Origin of the sequence: Hymenobacter citatus, assembly GCF_014333615.1 — a bacterium.
Classification (GTDB): Bacteria; Bacteroidota; Bacteroidia; order Cytophagales; family Hymenobacteraceae; genus Hymenobacter; species Hymenobacter citatus.
The window spans coordinates 72,628-88,198 of record NZ_JACSCY010000002.1 but is presented as its reverse complement, the minus strand read 5'-3'; the positions used below and the strand labels follow the sequence as shown (position 1 = coordinate 88,198).

Below are 15,571 nucleotides of genomic sequence, written 5' to 3'. Positions count from 1 at the left end.
AAGCTTATTGAATGGTTGATTGCGCCTGCTGGAAGGCACTCCCCAAGCCCGGCGCCGCGACGAGCAGGCTATCGGCGAACCAGTGCCAGGGCTGGCCGGTGGCGGTCAGCACCTCGGCGCCGGCCTCGCGGGCAATGAGCAGGCCGGGCAACCAGTTTTCCAGGTCGCGGCCCGCTTGCAGAAACACATCAAGACGGCCGGCGCCCACGTAGGCCAGTTGTAGGCCGTGGGGGCCGTAGTTGCGCACCACCCCGTAGCGGCCCAGCAATCTTTGGGCTGCACCACAACCACATAGCTCAAACGCATACCTTTGATTTTTACAACCACTGGCTATGGATCCCAACTCACTCGAAGCCTTTTACACCAAGATTGCGAAGCAGGATGATGCAGCGCCCAGCGCGATGCCGCCAGCGGATTTGCAGCAGGAAATCGGGCATTTCAACGTGTTTAACGTGGCCCTGCTAATGCACCGCCGTCAGGAGCGCCCCCCCATGACCTTCGACCGGCGGGCATTTTACAAAATCAGCCTGATTGAGGGCCGCAGCCGCATCGAGTACGCCGACCAGGCCGTGGAGGTAGCGGGGCCGGCTCTGTGGTTTGCTACCTCGCGAGTGCCCTACCGCTGGCTCCCCCACAACCAGGACCAAACGGGGTACTTCTGCATCTTTACTGAGGAATTTCTGCTTCCCGTAAAAGGTGCGCTGGCGATGGAGGAACTACCCGTTTTTCAGCCGGGCGGCTGCCCGGTGCTTCCCCTAAGCAGCGACGAACATGCCGCCTTGGCCCCTCTGTTTCAGAAAATGGAGCAGGAAATGGCGTCCACTTACGCCTACAAGTACGACCTGCTGCGCGCCTACCTGCTGGAGCTGATTCACCAGGGCCAGAAGCTGCAACCGGCGCCCGCCGCCACTCCTACCCACAATGCCTCGGCGCGGGTAACGGCCCTGTTTACCGACCTGCTGGAGCGGCAGTTCCCGCTGGCTACCCCGCAGCAGCAGCTGCCTCTGCGCACCGCCAAAGACTACGCCGAGGCGCTGAACGTGCACGTCAACCACCTCAACCGGGTGCTAAAGGAAACCACCGGCCACACCACCACTACTCTAATTGCCAGCCGGGTAGCTCAGGAAGCCAAGATGCTGCTGAAGCAAACCACCTGGACCGTTTCGGAAATTGCCGACAGCCTGGGCTTCGCCGATGTGGCGCACTTCTGCAATTTCTTCAAGCGCCAAACGGGGTTGGTGCCGGGCGCCTTTCGGGGGTGAGGCGGCCCGCCTGCACGACACCCTACCCCCTTATTTGAATTCTTCAGTAGATGGTTTGCCCCGCGCAACTTTACTGCGCCCAGCTTGCCAGACCTTTGTGGAGTAGTCAAAAGCACACTTCATACAACCACACACATGCGCATTTTCGTTACCGGCGCCACGGGCTTTGTGGGCTCGGCCGTTGTACAGGAACTACTCGGGGCCGGCCATCAGGTGCTTGGCCTCGTCCGCTCAGAAGAAGCCGCCCAGGCCCTCACTGCCGGGGCCGAGGCGCACCGCGGCTCCCTCAACGACCTGGATAGCCTGCGCCGCGGCGCGGAAGCGGCTGATGGCGTCATTCACTGCGCCTTCATTCACGATTTCACGCAGTATGCCGCTGCTGCGCAAGCCGACCGTCGGGCTATCGAGGTAATAGGTGCGGCACTAGCGGGCTCCAACCGTCCTTTTATTGCAACGTCTGGATTTGCCAGCCTCACGCAATCGGGCGAGCTGATGACGGAAGAAGACACCCGCAACCCCAATGTACCGGCCATGCGGCAATCGGAAGACGCGGCGCTGGCACTGGTAAACCAAGGCGTGCGGGCCATGGTGGTGCGCCTGGCGGCATCGGTGCACGATGCCGGTGACCATGGCTTTGTGCCTACCCTCATCAATATTGCGCGGGAGAAAGGCGAGGCGGCCTACATAGGCGACGGCCGCAACCGCTGGCCCGCCGTGCACCGCCTCGATGCGGCTCGCCTCTACCGGCTGGCCCTGGAACAAGGCGTGGCAGGCGCCCGCTACCACGGTGTGGCCGATGAAGGCATTACCCTGCACGACCTTGCCGCAGTTATTGGCCGTCACTTGCAGGTGCCGGTGGTGAGCAAGTTGCCGGAGGAAGCGGCCGCACATTTCGGCTGGATGTCCGCTTTCGTCGGTCTCGACCTGGCCGCTTCCAGCGCCCTCACGCAGCAGCGCTTGGGCTGGCACCCTACCCATACCACTTTGCTTGCCGACCTGGAGCAGGGTGATTATTTCGCACGCTAACAGGCTGCCTCAGGCACAAAAAAATGCCCTGGCTGCTGCTGGGGCGTTTTTTGTGTAGCTAAGTGAGAAGGGTAGAGACACGTTAGGTTTCAGCTATTTCACTGCCTATGGCAACCCGCTGCCACCAGCCGAGCCGTAGATCTGGCCGTTGGCGTAGCTAGCCAGCGGGTCGGCGAGCAGCACGTAGATACCGGCCAGCTCGGCCGGCTGGCCAGGGCGGCCCAGGGGCGTGCCCTCGCCGAAGGTTTTCTGCTTTTCGGGTGTCGAGCCGCCTTTGGCTACTTGCAAAGGCGTCCAGATGGGGCCGGGGGCTACCCCATTCACGCGGATACCCTTGGGCCCGAGCTGCTTGGCCAGCGAACGAACGAAGTTGGTAGTAGCTGCCTTAGTCAGGGCGTAGTCGAAGAGGTTAGCGGAAGGGTCGGTAGCCTGCACGGAGGTGGTACCGATGATAGATGCCCCCGGCTTGAGGTGAGGCAGCGCGGCTTTCATCAGCCAAAATGGGGCGTAGATGTTGGTTTTGATGGTCCAGTCGAACTGCTCGGTGCTGATATCGGCAATGGACTCGTGCGACTGTTGCCGGGCCGCGTTGCTGACCAGGATATCCAGCCCGCCGAGCTGGCGTACGGCGTCGTCTACCAGCTTTTTGCAGAAGGCTTCGTCGCGCAGGTCGCCGGGGATGGCAATACCTTTCTGGCCGGCTTTCTTGATCAGGTCGATGACTTCCTTGGCATCGGCTTCCTCGGCGGGCAGGTAGTTGATAGCCACATCGGCACCTTCGCGAGCGTAGGCAATGGCAGCCGCACGACCCATGCCTGAGTCGCCGCCCGTGATGAGGGCTTTGAGCCCCTTCAGGCGGCCCGAGCCTTTGTAGCTGGTTTCGCCGTGGTCGGGGCGCGGCTCCATCTTACTGGCTAAAGCCGGCCAGGGCTGTTCCTGCGCTTTAAAGGGCGGTTTGGGGTAGGCCGAGGTAGGATCTTTCAGGAGGACAGGCGCAGCTTTATCAGAAGCAGTAGCTGCTTCGGCCGACAGCACCGGCGCCGCGGCAGCAACGGCCAGGCTAGCACCTAACCCGCTGATTATCTGCCGGCGGCTGAGTTTGTTTTCTTCGTTCATAGCTCTGTAAAACGGCTAGCAGAGGGTTTGGGTTGGGGTGAGATGGTGAAATGGTGAGATGGTGAGATAGTGAAATGGTGAGTGGTGAAGTTGTGAATGAAAACGCGTCTGTCATCCTGAGTTTGCGAAGGACCTTCTCACGTGTGAACGACAAGCGACACAACGACTCGTTCAACTGACATAAGGTCCTTCGCTGCGCTCAGGATGACACGCGCTTGCTGATTCACCACTCACCGTTTCACCATTTCACCATCTCACCACTCACCATTTCACCATTTCACCATTTCCCCGTCAGACAGATTTCCGTATTCTTGCGGCGCTACCCTACCCTTGCCATGGCCCATACCCTGCTGATTCATTGCCCGGACGCGCCGGGACTGGTGTATAAGATTACCGGCGTGCTGTTTGGCCACGGCCTCAACATTGTGCGCAACGGCGAGTTTGTAGAGCGCCACGACAACCACTTCTTCATGCGCACGGAGTTCAGCGGCCCTTTCGAAGCCGAGGCGCTGCAACAGGAACTGCGGGCCGTGCTGCCGCCTGCTGCGGTGCTGCGCCTGTCTGATAACCAGCCCAAGCGCATTGTGCTGCTGGCTACCCGCGAGTACCACTGCTTAGGCGAGCTGCTGGTGCGCCACGCCTTCGGGGAGCTGAACGCCGAGATTCTGGCCGTGGTGAGCAACCACGAGGTGCTGGGCCCGCTCACGCAGCAGTTCGGCATCCCCTTCCACTACCTGCCCCACACCGACCGCACCCGCGAAGCCCACGAGGCCGAGGTATTAGCCGTGTTGGCATCCTACCAGCCCGATTTTGTGGTGCTGGCCAAGTATATGCGCATTCTGTCGCCGGACTTTGTGGCGGCCTACCCCAATCGGCTCATCAACATTCACCATTCCTTTTTGCCCGCCTTTGTGGGCGCCAGCCCCTACGCGCAGGCCTACGAGCGGGGCGTGAAAATCATTGGGGCCACGGCGCACTTCGTCAACGAGCAGCTCGACCAGGGCCCCATCATTGCCCAGAGTGTCATCCCCATTGACCACACCCGCAGCGCCCAGGACATGGCCCAGGCCGGCCGCGACGTGGAGAAGATTGTGCTGGCCCGCTCCCTGCAACTGGTCTTCAACGAGCACGTGTTCGTGCACCGCAACAAGACTATCATCTTTGATTAAGCTATTCTGCGAATAGAAGAATTTGAAAAAGACCGTCCTGCTGAGCTTGCCGAAGCATCTCGCGTGCTGACGAAAGATAGTATCCTACATCAGCGCGCGAGATGCTTCGGCAAGCTCAGCATGACGGCCTATTAATTTCCCTACCCGACCGATAATATAAGCTTCACATAACCGCGTATTCCATAACAATCAATTAACAATCGGGACAAACTAGGGCAATCTAGTCGGGGGAGCTTTGCAGCATAATTCAAACCTATGCGGCACCCTCTTACTCTACTATTTTTTCTGCTGCTCAACCTGAGCAGCCTCGCAGCCCTGGCCCAGACGGGCACCGTTCGGGGCACCGTGAAAGACGCCACCACACAGGAAGCCCTGATTGGCGGCACGGTACACCTGGAAGGTACCTCGCTGGGTGCCCCTACCGGCGTGGAAGGTGATTTTCTGCTGGAAAAGGTACCGGTAGGCGAATACACGCTGGTGGTTACCTCCGTTTCTTACAAGCCTACTACCATTCAGAAAGTGACGGTAGTAGCCGACAAAACCACGGTGATTACCACCTCACTGGAGTCGGACAACAAGCAGCTCAGTGAGGTGGTGGTGACGGGCGTGCGCCGTACCAACACCGAAATGGCCGTGATTACGGAAATCCGCCAGGCCAATGTGGTGGTGAGCGGCATTTCGTCGGAGCAGATTGTGAAAACCCAGGACCGCGACGCGGCCGAGGTGGTGCGTCGCATTCCGGGCGTAACGATTGTCGACAACCGCTTCATCCAGATTCGGGGCCTGAGCGACCGGTATAACACAGTGTGGCTGAACGACGTAACGGCCCCCAGCTCGGAAACCGACCGCAAGTCGTTTTCCTTTGACGTGGTGCCCAGCTCTTTGCTCGACCGCGTGCTGGTGTTCAAGGACCCCTCGCCGGAGCTGCCGGGCGACTTTGCCGGTGGTCTGGTGAAAGTGTACCTGCGCAAGCCCAACTTCAACGAGCGCCTGCTCACGGTGAACTACTCCTCGGGCTACCGCAACGGCACCACGGGCAAGAGCTTTTTCAGCGACAAAACCCAGGCCGGCGACGCTTTTGGCTTTGGTGCGGTGAAGCGTAGCCTGCCGGGCGGCTTCCCTACCCTGGGCACCGCCTACCAGCAGTACGAGCGGGATTTCTACGCCCGCCAGCTCGAAAACACCTTCCCCATCTACAAGATGAAGGCCATGCCGGACATCCGCTTCAACGCGGCCTACATGGACCAGATCAACCTGAGCAACCTGAAGATTGGCAGCATCACGTCGGTGAACTACACCAATACCTTCACCAACTTCCAGATTGACCGCAACCTGTACGACGTATCGGGCGAGCGTACCGACCAGTTCAAGGACAACCAGTCCACCAACAGCATCCGCCTGGGTGCCATCCAGAACTTCAACGTGGTGCTGGACAACGGCGACCGGCTGGAGTTCCGCAACCTGTTCAACCAGCAGGGCCGCAACCAGGTAACTACCCGCACGGGCTTCGACAACAACGGCCAGCAGGTGCGCAACAACTACCTGTTGGGCTACCAGGGCCGCACCACCTACACCGGCCAATTAGCTGGTCAACACACCTTCAACAAGGAGAAAACGAAGCTGGACTGGGTAGGCGGCTACGGCTACTCCAGCCGCAACGAGCCCGACCTGCGCCGCGTGTCCTACCAGTCGATTCCGGCTACCACCGACGGCGGCCTACCCACCGAAACCGTGCTGACACCGGCTACTGGCCAGGTAGACGTGAACAACGCCGGCCGCCTCTACCAGAAGCTGAGCGAGCATAGCTACACGCTGAACGCCAACCTGAAGCACAACGTGCAGGTGGCCGACCGTACCGTGGAAATCGGCGCTGGCACCTACCTAGAGTACCGCAAGCGTGATTTCAACGCCCGGGCATTTGGCTACTCCTTGAACACCAACGGCATCCAGGGCCTGCGCAACGAGGCAGTAGGCAACATCTTCGATCCGCAGAACATTGGCACCGATGGCTTCCGCATGGATGAGGACCTGAACTCGACTTACCGCTACAATGCCTCCAACGAACTGGAAGCCGGTTATGTATCGTTCAATATTCCGCTGACTACCAAGCTAAAGGTGGTGACTGGCGCCCGCTACGAGCGCAACGTGCAGTCCATTGCCACGGGCATCAACGGGCAGCCGGTAGAGCAGGACGTGACCACCAACTTCGTGCTGCCCTCGGCTAACTTCAGCTACAACTTCAACGAGAAAAACCTGGTGCGCCTGGCCTACGGCCGTAGCCTGAACCGCCCCGAGTTCCGCGAAGCTGCCCCGTTCTTCTTCTACGATTTTGACTTCAACGTACTGAACTACGGCTCGCTGTACTTAAATCCTGATTCCCCGCTGAAAGTAGCCACCATCGACAACTTCGATATGCGCTATGAGCTGTACCCCAGCAGCGGCGAGCTGATCCACGTGGGCGCCTTCTACAAGCACTTCACGAACCCCATCGAGAACGTGGCCGTGCTGACGACCAACCTGGCCTACACCTTTGCCAACGCGCCCAGCGCCTACGCCTACGGGGTGGAAGTAGACATCAAAAAGAGCCTGAATTTCCTGGATGATGCCTTCGGCACCAATGGCCTACGCAACCTGTCGGCTGTGTTTAACGCTTCGCTGATTAAGAGTGAAGTGTCGCTGAGCAATAGCATGGTGGCCTGGGACCGGCACCGCGCCTTGCAGGGTCAGTCGCCTTACGTGTTCAACGGCGGCCTGTATTACCAGACGCCCGACAATAGCTGGCAGGTATCGGCGCTGTACAACGTGTTTGGCCCGCGCATTCTATTTGCCGGCAGTATCGACTACCCCGATGTGATTGAACTGCCCCGCCACACCGTGGACCTCTCGCTGACTAAGACGATAACCGACCGTCTGACGCTGAACGCTGGTATTCAGGACCTGCTGAACCAGAAGGTGAACCTGGTGCAGGACTTCAACCGCGACAAGAAGTACTCCAGCTCCGATCCATCCTTGACGGGCTACCGCCGCGGCACTTACTATACGCTGGGTCTGCGCTTCAACCTGGAGCCACGCACGCGTCCGCTCACCCCCGTGCCGTAGCCTTTCCCTACCCTTCGTCTTCCCTTACTCCCTATTGCCCATTTTCATTTCACCCCATATGAAAAAGCATACTCGTTCCTTGGCCCTGGCAGCCGCCCTACTCGCTGGCTTGGCATCTTGCAGCAAGGAGGACACCACCCCCGCCCCCAACCAAACAGGCGGCGGCACCACTACCCCTACCAACCCTACCACCCCTAGCACCGGGCAAGCGGTATCGATAGACGCCCCTATCACAACCAACACCACCTGGACGGCTAGCAACAAATACCTGCTGAAGGGCTATGTGTATGTGCAATCGGGCGTGACGCTCACCATTGAGCCCGGCACCATCATCAAAGGCGACAAAGACACCAAAGGCGCTCTGATTATTGAACCTGGCGCGAAGATTATGGCGATGGGCACCGTTGAGAAGCCCATTGTCTTCACTTCCAACCAGCCCAAAGGCTCGCGCAACTACGGCGACTGGGGTGGCCTCATCATTGCCGGTAACGCTCCGGTAAATACGCTGGTGGGCACCACCCAACCCCAGATTGAGGGTGGTCCCCGCACCAAATACGGCGGAACCAACGCAGCCGACAACTCCGGCACCTTGCAGTATGTGCGCATTGAGTTTGGCGGCGTGGCCTTCTCGCCCGACAACGAGGTGAACGGCCTGACGCTGGCCGGTGTAGGTAGCGGCACTACTATTGACCACGTACAGGTATCATTCAGCGGCGACGACGCATTTGAGTGGTTTGGTGGCACGGTGAATGCCAAATACTTGGTGTCGCACCGCACTTTCGACGATGACTTCGACACTGATAACGGCTTCGCTGGCAAGGTGCAGTTCGCTGTGTCGCTGCGCGACCCGTTGCAGGCTGACCAATCGGGCTCTAAGGCATTTGAGTCGGATAATGACAGTAAGGCAACTGCGGCTACCCCCCAGACCTCTGCGGTATTCTCTAACGTGACGGCGGTTGGTCCCATCATCAACGCCAACGGGGCCAACTACAGCCCCCAGTACACGGCTGGCGCGCACATCCGTCGTAATTCGAGTATCAGCATCATGAACTCGATTATCATGGGCTATCCTACCAACGTGCTCATCGACCACAACCTGACGGCTGGCAACGCTGCTGGGGGCAACCTCAAATTCAAAAACAACATTGTGGCAGGTAGCCTAACAGGCTCTAACTCCACTGCTGGTCAGCGCAGCATTATCTTCATTGGCGGTAGCGGCGGCGCCGGCAGCCTCACCGTGAACAACGTAATGGCCTCTGACTCTTCGGCCTGGGGCGCAGCTGTAGGGCCGCTCACCTGGTTGAAGGCCGGTAGCAACAGGCGTTACACCACTTCCGATAACGTGCAGCTGCTCAACCCCTTCAACCTGACGGCGCCGAGCTTCATTCCGCGCAGCGCTTCGCCCGCTACGGCTACTACCGCCTCCGGCAGCGCCGCGGATTTCTCGGACAGCAAAGTGACGGACAGCTTCTTCACGAAAGTAAGCTACATCGGTGCCTTCTCGGGCACAGGCACCACTGCTGACAACTGGCTGACTGGCTGGACCAACTTCGATCCACAAAACACGGATTACTAGCCTACCGCAAAACACGGCTTTTGCCGCGTTGATGCACACGCAAGACCGGGGCTGGCTACCAGCGCCGGTCTTGCTGTTTAGGGCCACTCCCGCACCTGCTTTCTCTCCTTTCCTCTACCACTGATTATTCCGGCCACGTAGCGCCGGCAGCGTATTTTGTCATCCCTATTCTCTGCATCTGTATTACTGGAGCAGGTTCGGTTGGGGTTGCAGCAGGCATTGGCTACCCGTATCAGCGCGGGGCCGGCAGCCGGTGCAGCGCAGCAAACCTGGCAGCTGGGCGCTAGTGCCTGCTTCAGCGTAGTGGCCCTACCCCTGGTAGCCGAAACCACCTGGACCGGCGCCCTGGACCGTCTTACGCACTCGGGGCCGCCGCTGCTGGTGGTGGCCGAGCGCATATCGCACCAGGCCCGCACCCACTTGCGGGCGCGGGGCATCTGCTACGCCGATGCCGCTGGCAATGCCTGGCTGCGGCACGCGGCGGGCCTGCTGGTGGCCCTGCGTGGCCATCAGCAGGCCATATCCTCCCCGGCAACCGCCCCTACGCCAACAGCACCTTCCACCGTGCCCCCAACCCAGCTGAATGTGGCCGGTATGCGCCTGGTATTTCACCTGTTGCGCACGCCAGCGCTGGTGGCTTGCCCGGTCCGGGAAATTGCTAAGACTACCCGATTCTCGCCCTCGGTGGTGGTGCGCACGCTGGCTTATCTGGCGGGGCACGCTCTGTGGTCGGCCGATCCTGCTGGTTGGGCAGCCCTGCGGCCAGCAGTGGTGGAACACTGGGTAGGGCACTACGCCGCTACCCTGCGCAACCGCCTAAACCCGCAGCGCTACCGGTGGCTGACGGCCGCTCCGCCCACTTGGCCCTACCCTCTACCCGCGGGTTGCGTTTGGAGCGGCGAGGCCGCCGCGCAACGGTTGCTGGGCATCTCCGCCGAGCCACCGTCCATGCTCACCATCTATAGCACCCTACCCCGTGCCCAGCTGGCGCACTATCTGCAACTGGTGCCCTGCCAGCGCGGCCCCGTGGAGCTGCTGAACCCGTATTTTGCTCCGCTGGCCCTGGACCCCGAACAATGCGCACCACCGCTGGTAGTGTATGCTGATTTGCTGGCCAGCCCTGTACCCCGCACTGCGGCGCTGGCCCAGCAGCTACGGGAGGCGGGGCATTGGTAGTTGGTAGTGATGGTATGCGTTGGGGCTGTGGAGCGGTTAGAGGTTTCCCGTGTTGTGTGATGTGGTCAGAACTAAGCGCCGCGAAGTGGAGCAAGATTACCTTGTAGATTCTTACTCCACTTCGCGGCGCGGTTGGTTTTGTGTTGTAGCGACTACCAACCTGTAGCCGCTCTGCGGCCACACACGTACGCTACTTGTTAGTTCATCCCTGACAACTGCCAACCATCCCCTCTCAACTCCACTTCATGCCTACCCCTCCTGCCCGCCCCAAGCTGCTGTTGTTCGACGTCAACGAAACCTTGCTCGATATGAGCAAGTTGCAGCAAGGCATCAATCAAGAATTTGCGTATGATTTTGCGTTTAAGCAGTGGTTTTCGCTGCTATTACAATACTCGCTGGTAGATACTGTAACGGCAGCCTACCACGATTTCAAGCAGATTGGCGACGCAGCCCTGGATATGCTGGCTCAAAGCCTGGGGCAGCCGGTGCGCCCGGCCGCTCGCAAGCAGGAGCTGCTTACGCTCATTGCCGAGCTGCCACCCCACCCCGACGTGGTAGAGGGCCTCACCCTGCTACAACAAGCCGGCTTTCGAATGGTGACGCTCACCAACTCGCCCGGCCCTACCCTGCGCAAGCAGATAGACTACGCCGACCTCACCAGCTTTTTTGAGCAGCTGTTGAGCATTGATGATGTGAAGCGCTACAAGCCTCACCCCGACACCTACCTCACTGCGTGTCGGCAGCTAGAAATAGCCCCTGCCGATGCGCTACTGGTGGCGGCCCACGGCTGGGATACGGGCGGGGCCCTGCGGGCAGGCTTGCAGGCAGCCTTTTTGGCCCGGGCGGGTCAGGCCACGTACCCACTGGCACCCGCGCCTACCTATACCGGGGCTACCCTACCCGCCATTGCCAGGCAACTGATCGAGCATTAGTCGGGACGGTTGAACCAGCGCCGGAAGGCAAGCGTGCCTACCCCGTACGCCGCCACATCCAGGGCATCGGCCACGGCTACGACCGAGAAATACGGTAGTATGCCCTCAAACCAAACCGATACGGCCAGCCAAGCACCCAGCAGCCAGGCATCGGGCAGTACTAGTTGGCGAAACTGCGGGAACAGGCGGCGCTGCACGGCTAACGTGAGGCCTAGTAGGATGGGCATGGCCAGCAGGTCGGCGCCGTGGGAGGAAAGCCAGGCTGGCAGCGGGTAGTGCCACAGGTGGCGGTTGAGATACAGTGCCGCGTAGAGCAACACCCCGCCCATCAACAGGAGACGGCGCGGGCCGGGCCGCAGCCCTATCTTAGCCCGCCGCGAAGGTGACAACTGCCACAAAGAATGCCAGAATAGCGCCGAATACCACCTGCCCGACCCGGCCCATTCGCTTAAAAAACCGCACCACCACATTATCGTCCGATTGAATTTCGAACACCGATGGTGCTTCTGGCTCGTTGGCTTTGCGATTTTCGTCTTCTACCCGACGTTGCGCCCGCGGGTCCAGAAAACCGCCGCAGTGCTCGCACCGGTCATTGGGACGTTGGTTCCACGCCGACCATTGCTGGCAGTGGGGGCATTTTTTAGTAAAGGAAGAGGAAGTAGTATCGGTCATATACCCTATGCATACGCGTGCTGTGGACTGTAGTGTTGCATAGAGCCCCAGCAGCTCTATGCAACACTACTATTTTTCGCCCCTATGTACAGTGGAGCTACCACTAGCGGCATTTACCCCTCCCGACTCAGCAACTGCACATGGGCCAGGTGGTGCCGCCCGTGCCAGCTATACTGCACCAAAGCTTGGTCGAGGGTGTAGGTGATGTCGTAAGTGGGGTGGTAAAACGTGCGCTGCCACTGCGCCTCGGTGAGGTGCCAGAGCAGCGTTACCCAGCGCGTGTGCAGGGCCTCCAGCAGCGCCAGCGACACCGTGACGGGCGTAGCGGCCACGTCGGGCAGCTCGGCCCAGGCGTTCAGGTCGAAGGGTTTGATGGTCGGGTTTTCTTCGGTGAGCGCCAGGCGGTAGCGCAGGTAGAAGTTCAGGTGCACATCGGCTACGTGGTGAATCACCTGCCGGCCCGTCCAACCGCCGGGACGGTAGGGCTGCTCCAGGCGCACGCCACCGGCCTGGCGTGCTGCAGCCGTGAGTTGGGCCGGCAAGGCGGCAATCTGCTCGATATACGTGGCGCGTTCGGCGGGCGTCAGCGGTGCTTCGGGGCGGGCAGGCGCACGGCCGATGGGGTATTGCAGGTCGGGGGAGGTAGTTTCCATAGGTATCAAACATGCTACCGGTTGCAAGGTTGGCCTACCCCACATGCAGACGACACTCGGAACAGCCATAAACGTCATTCCACATAAGGAATGAACACTAACATTTGGCGGTCATGCTGAGCTTGTCGAAGTATCTCTACCGCTTCGTTGCAGTCATAGTCCAGCGAAGCGGTAGAGATGCTTCGACAAGCTCAGCATGACGTTCTTTTTTTCATTTTTCCTTCTCCGAAGCTCCCTCTAACGCCCGCCGCAAATAGGGCGCGGTCTTGCTTCCTTTGGCCTTGGCTACCTCGGCGGGAGTGCCGGCGGCCACCAGCTGCCCGCCCTCATCGCCGGCACCGGGGCCGATGTCCAGCACCCAGTCGCTGGCGGCGGCTACGCGCATGGTGTGCTCTACCACCACCACCGTATTGCCGACTTCTACCAGCGCGTGCAGCTGCGTGAGCAGGCGCTCCACGTCGGCGGGGTGCAGGCCGGTGGTAGGCTCGTCGAGCACGTAGAGGGAGTGGCCGCGCGGCGGGCGTTGCAGCTCGGTGGCGAGCTTGATGCGCTGGGCCTCCCCGCCGCTTAGCTCGGTGGCGGGCTGGCCCAGACGCAGGTAGCCCAGCCCTACCTCGCGCAGCACTGTGAGGGCGCGCTGCACGGCGGGTTCTTCGTCAAAAAACGCCCAGGCGTCGTCCACGGTCAGGTTCAGCACCTCCGCAATGTTCTTGTTTTTGTACTGAATTTCCAGCGTTTGGGCGTTGTAGCGGGTGCCGTGGCACACGGGGCAGGGCGAGTACACGCTGGGTAGAAACAGCAATTCCACCATCACAAATCCCTCGCCGTGGCAATTCTCGCAGCGGCCTTTGGGCACGTTGAAGGAGAAACGGCCGGCGTCGTAGCGACGCTTGCGGGCAGCGGGCGTGGCGGCAAACAGCTTCCGCACGTGGTCGAATAGGCCCGTGTAGGTGGCCATGTTGGAGCGCGGTGTGCGGCCGATGGGCTTTTGATCGACGCGCACCAGCCGGTTGATGTGCTCCATGCCTTCCGTGATGCGCCCGCCGCTTACGGTTGGCGTGTCAGCTTCCAGCGAGTCGCCTTCTTCCTCGGCCGCGGGTAGGGCCTGGCCCAGCGCCGCGCCCACCAGCTCCACCAGCGCCTGGCTCACCAAACTCGACTTGCCCGACCCCGACACGCCCGTAACGGTGGTGAATACGCCCAGCGGAAAGGCCACGTCCAGCCCGCGCAGGTTGTTGCGCGTGACGCCCGCCAGCCGCAGCCACCCCGCGGCCGGGCGCGGCGCGGAGGGTGGCGCGGCGGCTTCGTCGGCAAACAAAAACCGGCGGGTTTGCGACGCCGCCACGTCGGCCAGCCCGGCGGGCGGTCCGCTGTAGAGCACCTGCCCACCCTGCTCGCCGGCAGCCGGCCCCACGTCCACCAGCCAGTCAGCCTGCCGAATTACGTCCAGATTATGCTCTACTACAAACAGCGAATTACCGGCGTCTTTCAAGCTAGCCAAGGCCGCCAGCAGCGCTTCCGTGTCGGCGGGATGCAGGCCGGCGGAAGGTTCATCCAACACATACACCACCCCAAACAGATTGGAATACAGCTGCGTAGCCAGCCGCAACCGTTGCAGCTCCCCCGGCGACAGGGTAGGCGTGCTGCGCTCCAACGCCAGGTAGCCCAGGCCCAGATCGAGCAGCACGCCCAGACGCGCCACCAGGTCCTGGGTGATGCGCCGGGCCACCTCGGCCTGCTCGGGGTGTGCGGCGTCCTGAGCGGCGCGGCCGGGGGCGGTGCCCTCGGCGTAGGGGCGCAGCAGGGCTGCCACCCGTTGCAGGGGTAGGGCCGAGAAATCGGCAATATCCAGCCCTGCAAACGTGACGGCCAATGCCTCCTGCCGCAGGCGCTTGCCGTGGCAGGTAGGACACTCGGTGCCGCGCATAAACTGCAAGGCCCGCTTCTTCATCTGGGCGCTCTGGGTGTTGGCGAAGGAGTGAAACACGTGCCGTCGGGCGCTGGTGAAGGTGCCCATGTAGTTGGGCTCCTCCTTGCGTTTGAGGGCGCGCTGCGTTTGCTCGGGCGTGTAGCCGGGGTACACGGGCACCACCGGCTGCTCGTCGGTAAACAGGATCCAGTCGCGGTCTTTCTGGGGTAGCTCGCGCCAGGGCCGGTCCACATCGTAGCCCATCGTCACCAGGATATCGCGCTGATTCTGACCGCCCCAGGCCGTGGGCCACGCCGCAATGGCGCGCTCCCGAATGGTGAGCGAGGGGTCGGGCACCATGGTTTCTTCGGTGGCCTCGTAGATGCGACCCAGGCCGTGGCAGGTAGGGCACGCGCCCTCGGGTGTGTTGGTGGAGAAGCCTTCGGCGTACACAATGCCCTGGCCCGCTGGGTAGTCGCCGGCCCGCGAGTACAGCATCCGCACCATATTAGAAAGCGTAGTCACGGAGCCTACCGACGAGCGCGTGGTGGGCGTGCCGCGCTGCTGCTGCAAGGCTACCGCCGGCGGTAGCCCATCAATACTATCCACGGCGGGCACGGCCATCTGGTGAAACAGCCGCCGCGCATACGGCGACACCGACTCCAGGTAGCGACGCTGCGCCTCGGCATACAACGTTCCAAACGCCAGCGACGACTTGCCCGACCCCGACACGCCCGTAAACACCACCAGCGCATCCCGCGGAATATCTACATCCACGTTGCGCAGGTTGTGCTCCCGCGCCCCGCGCACTTGCACGAATCCGGAAGAGTTAGGGAGGGTAGGCGAAGTGGGGGTAGGCATGGAGAGAGGATATTATTGATGTCCTACCTTACTCTCGCCGTTATTGTAAGGTTGTCGTGGTTGCCTACCTGCTAATCAACAAGGACTTTTTCCAGCGAGTGTAGATCCGCTGGTTAACGG

General features: G+C 61.0%; 13 protein-coding genes. 7 read left to right on the top strand and 6 right to left on the bottom strand.

Annotated elements, in window-relative coordinates; genetic code table 11:
* Positions 1–4 precede the first annotated feature (4 nt).
* Positions 5–268 carry an inositol monophosphatase family protein gene (locus H8B15_RS02705; RefSeq protein ID WP_246455296.1) on the bottom strand — a complete coding sequence of 88 codons (264 nt, stop codon included), beginning with the start codon at positions 266–268 and terminating at the stop codon, positions 5–7.
* Between the two features lie 64 nt (positions 269–332).
* Between H8B15_RS02705 and H8B15_RS02700 the strand changes: the two genes are divergently transcribed.
* Both H8B15_RS02700 and H8B15_RS02695 read left to right on the top strand, forming a co-directional pair.
* Positions 333–1,262 (top strand): helix-turn-helix domain-containing protein, encoded by a 930-nt coding sequence (locus H8B15_RS02700; protein WP_187318126.1) that lies wholly within the window; start codon positions 333–335, stop codon positions 1,260–1,262.
* Between the two features lie 135 nt (positions 1,263–1,397).
* Complete coding sequence (locus H8B15_RS02695; RefSeq protein WP_187318125.1) at positions 1,398–2,288, top strand: SDR family oxidoreductase; 891 nt, start codon at positions 1,398–1,400, stop codon at positions 2,286–2,288.
* A 105-nt stretch (positions 2,289–2,393) separates the two neighbouring features.
* On the opposite strand, the gene H8B15_RS02690 is transcribed toward H8B15_RS02695, so the two are convergent.
* The gene (locus H8B15_RS02690) at positions 2,394–3,404 is read right to left on the bottom strand and encodes an SDR family oxidoreductase (RefSeq protein ID WP_187318124.1); all 1,011 of its coding nucleotides are present in this window, start codon (positions 3,402–3,404) and stop codon (positions 2,394–2,396) included.
* 335 nt (positions 3,405–3,739) lie between these two features.
* On the opposite strand from H8B15_RS02690, the gene purU reads away from it, so the two are divergent.
* From purU to H8B15_RS02665, 5 genes are all read left to right on the top strand, one after another.
* A complete protein-coding gene (gene purU / locus H8B15_RS02685; protein WP_187318123.1) occupies positions 3,740–4,573 on the top strand; it encodes a formyltetrahydrofolate deformylase in 834 nt (277 codons plus the stop codon).
* 255 nt (positions 4,574–4,828) lie between these two features.
* Positions 4,829–7,672, top strand: coding sequence for a TonB-dependent receptor (locus tag H8B15_RS02680; protein WP_187318122.1), 2,844 nt, complete (start codon positions 4,829–4,831; stop codon positions 7,670–7,672).
* Between the two features lie 58 nt (positions 7,673–7,730).
* Positions 7,731–9,248 (top strand): T9SS C-terminal target domain-containing protein, encoded by a 1,518-nt coding sequence (locus H8B15_RS02675; RefSeq protein ID WP_187318121.1) that lies wholly within the window; start codon positions 7,731–7,733, stop codon positions 9,246–9,248.
* A 156-nt stretch (positions 9,249–9,404) separates the two neighbouring features.
* The gene (locus tag H8B15_RS02670) at positions 9,405–10,424 is read left to right on the top strand and encodes a type IV toxin-antitoxin system AbiEi family antitoxin (protein ID WP_187318120.1); all 1,020 of its coding nucleotides are present in this window, start codon (positions 9,405–9,407) and stop codon (positions 10,422–10,424) included.
* 245 nt (positions 10,425–10,669) lie between these two features.
* Positions 10,670–11,356 (top strand): haloacid dehalogenase type II, encoded by a 687-nt coding sequence (locus H8B15_RS02665; RefSeq protein ID WP_187318119.1) that lies wholly within the window; start codon positions 10,670–10,672, stop codon positions 11,354–11,356.
* On the opposite strand, the gene H8B15_RS02660 is transcribed toward H8B15_RS02665, so the two are convergent.
* The 4 genes from H8B15_RS02660 to uvrA form a co-directional block, all read right to left on the bottom strand.
* Positions 11,353–11,745 carry a hypothetical protein gene (locus tag H8B15_RS02660; RefSeq protein ID WP_187318118.1) on the bottom strand — a complete coding sequence of 131 codons (393 nt, stop codon included), beginning with the start codon at positions 11,743–11,745 and terminating at the stop codon, positions 11,353–11,355. The two genes, H8B15_RS02665 and H8B15_RS02660, sit on opposite strands and share 4 nt — an antisense overlap.
* Positions 11,723–12,028, bottom strand: a complete 306-nt coding sequence (locus H8B15_RS02655; protein ID WP_187318117.1) for a hypothetical protein — start codon at positions 12,026–12,028, stop codon at positions 11,723–11,725. Before H8B15_RS02655 ends, H8B15_RS02660 begins: the two co-directional genes overlap by 23 nt.
* Positions 12,029–12,141: 113 nt before the next feature.
* Positions 12,142–12,681, bottom strand: a complete 540-nt coding sequence (locus tag H8B15_RS02650) for a YfiT family bacillithiol transferase (RefSeq protein WP_187318116.1) — start codon at positions 12,679–12,681, stop codon at positions 12,142–12,144.
* Positions 12,682–12,892: 211 nt separating this feature from the next.
* Positions 12,893–15,451: an excinuclease ABC subunit UvrA gene (gene uvrA, locus H8B15_RS02645; RefSeq protein ID WP_187318115.1), complete on the bottom strand. Its 2,559-nt coding sequence runs from the start codon at positions 15,449–15,451 to the stop codon at positions 12,893–12,895.
* Between the last annotated feature and the right edge of the window lie 120 nt (positions 15,452–15,571).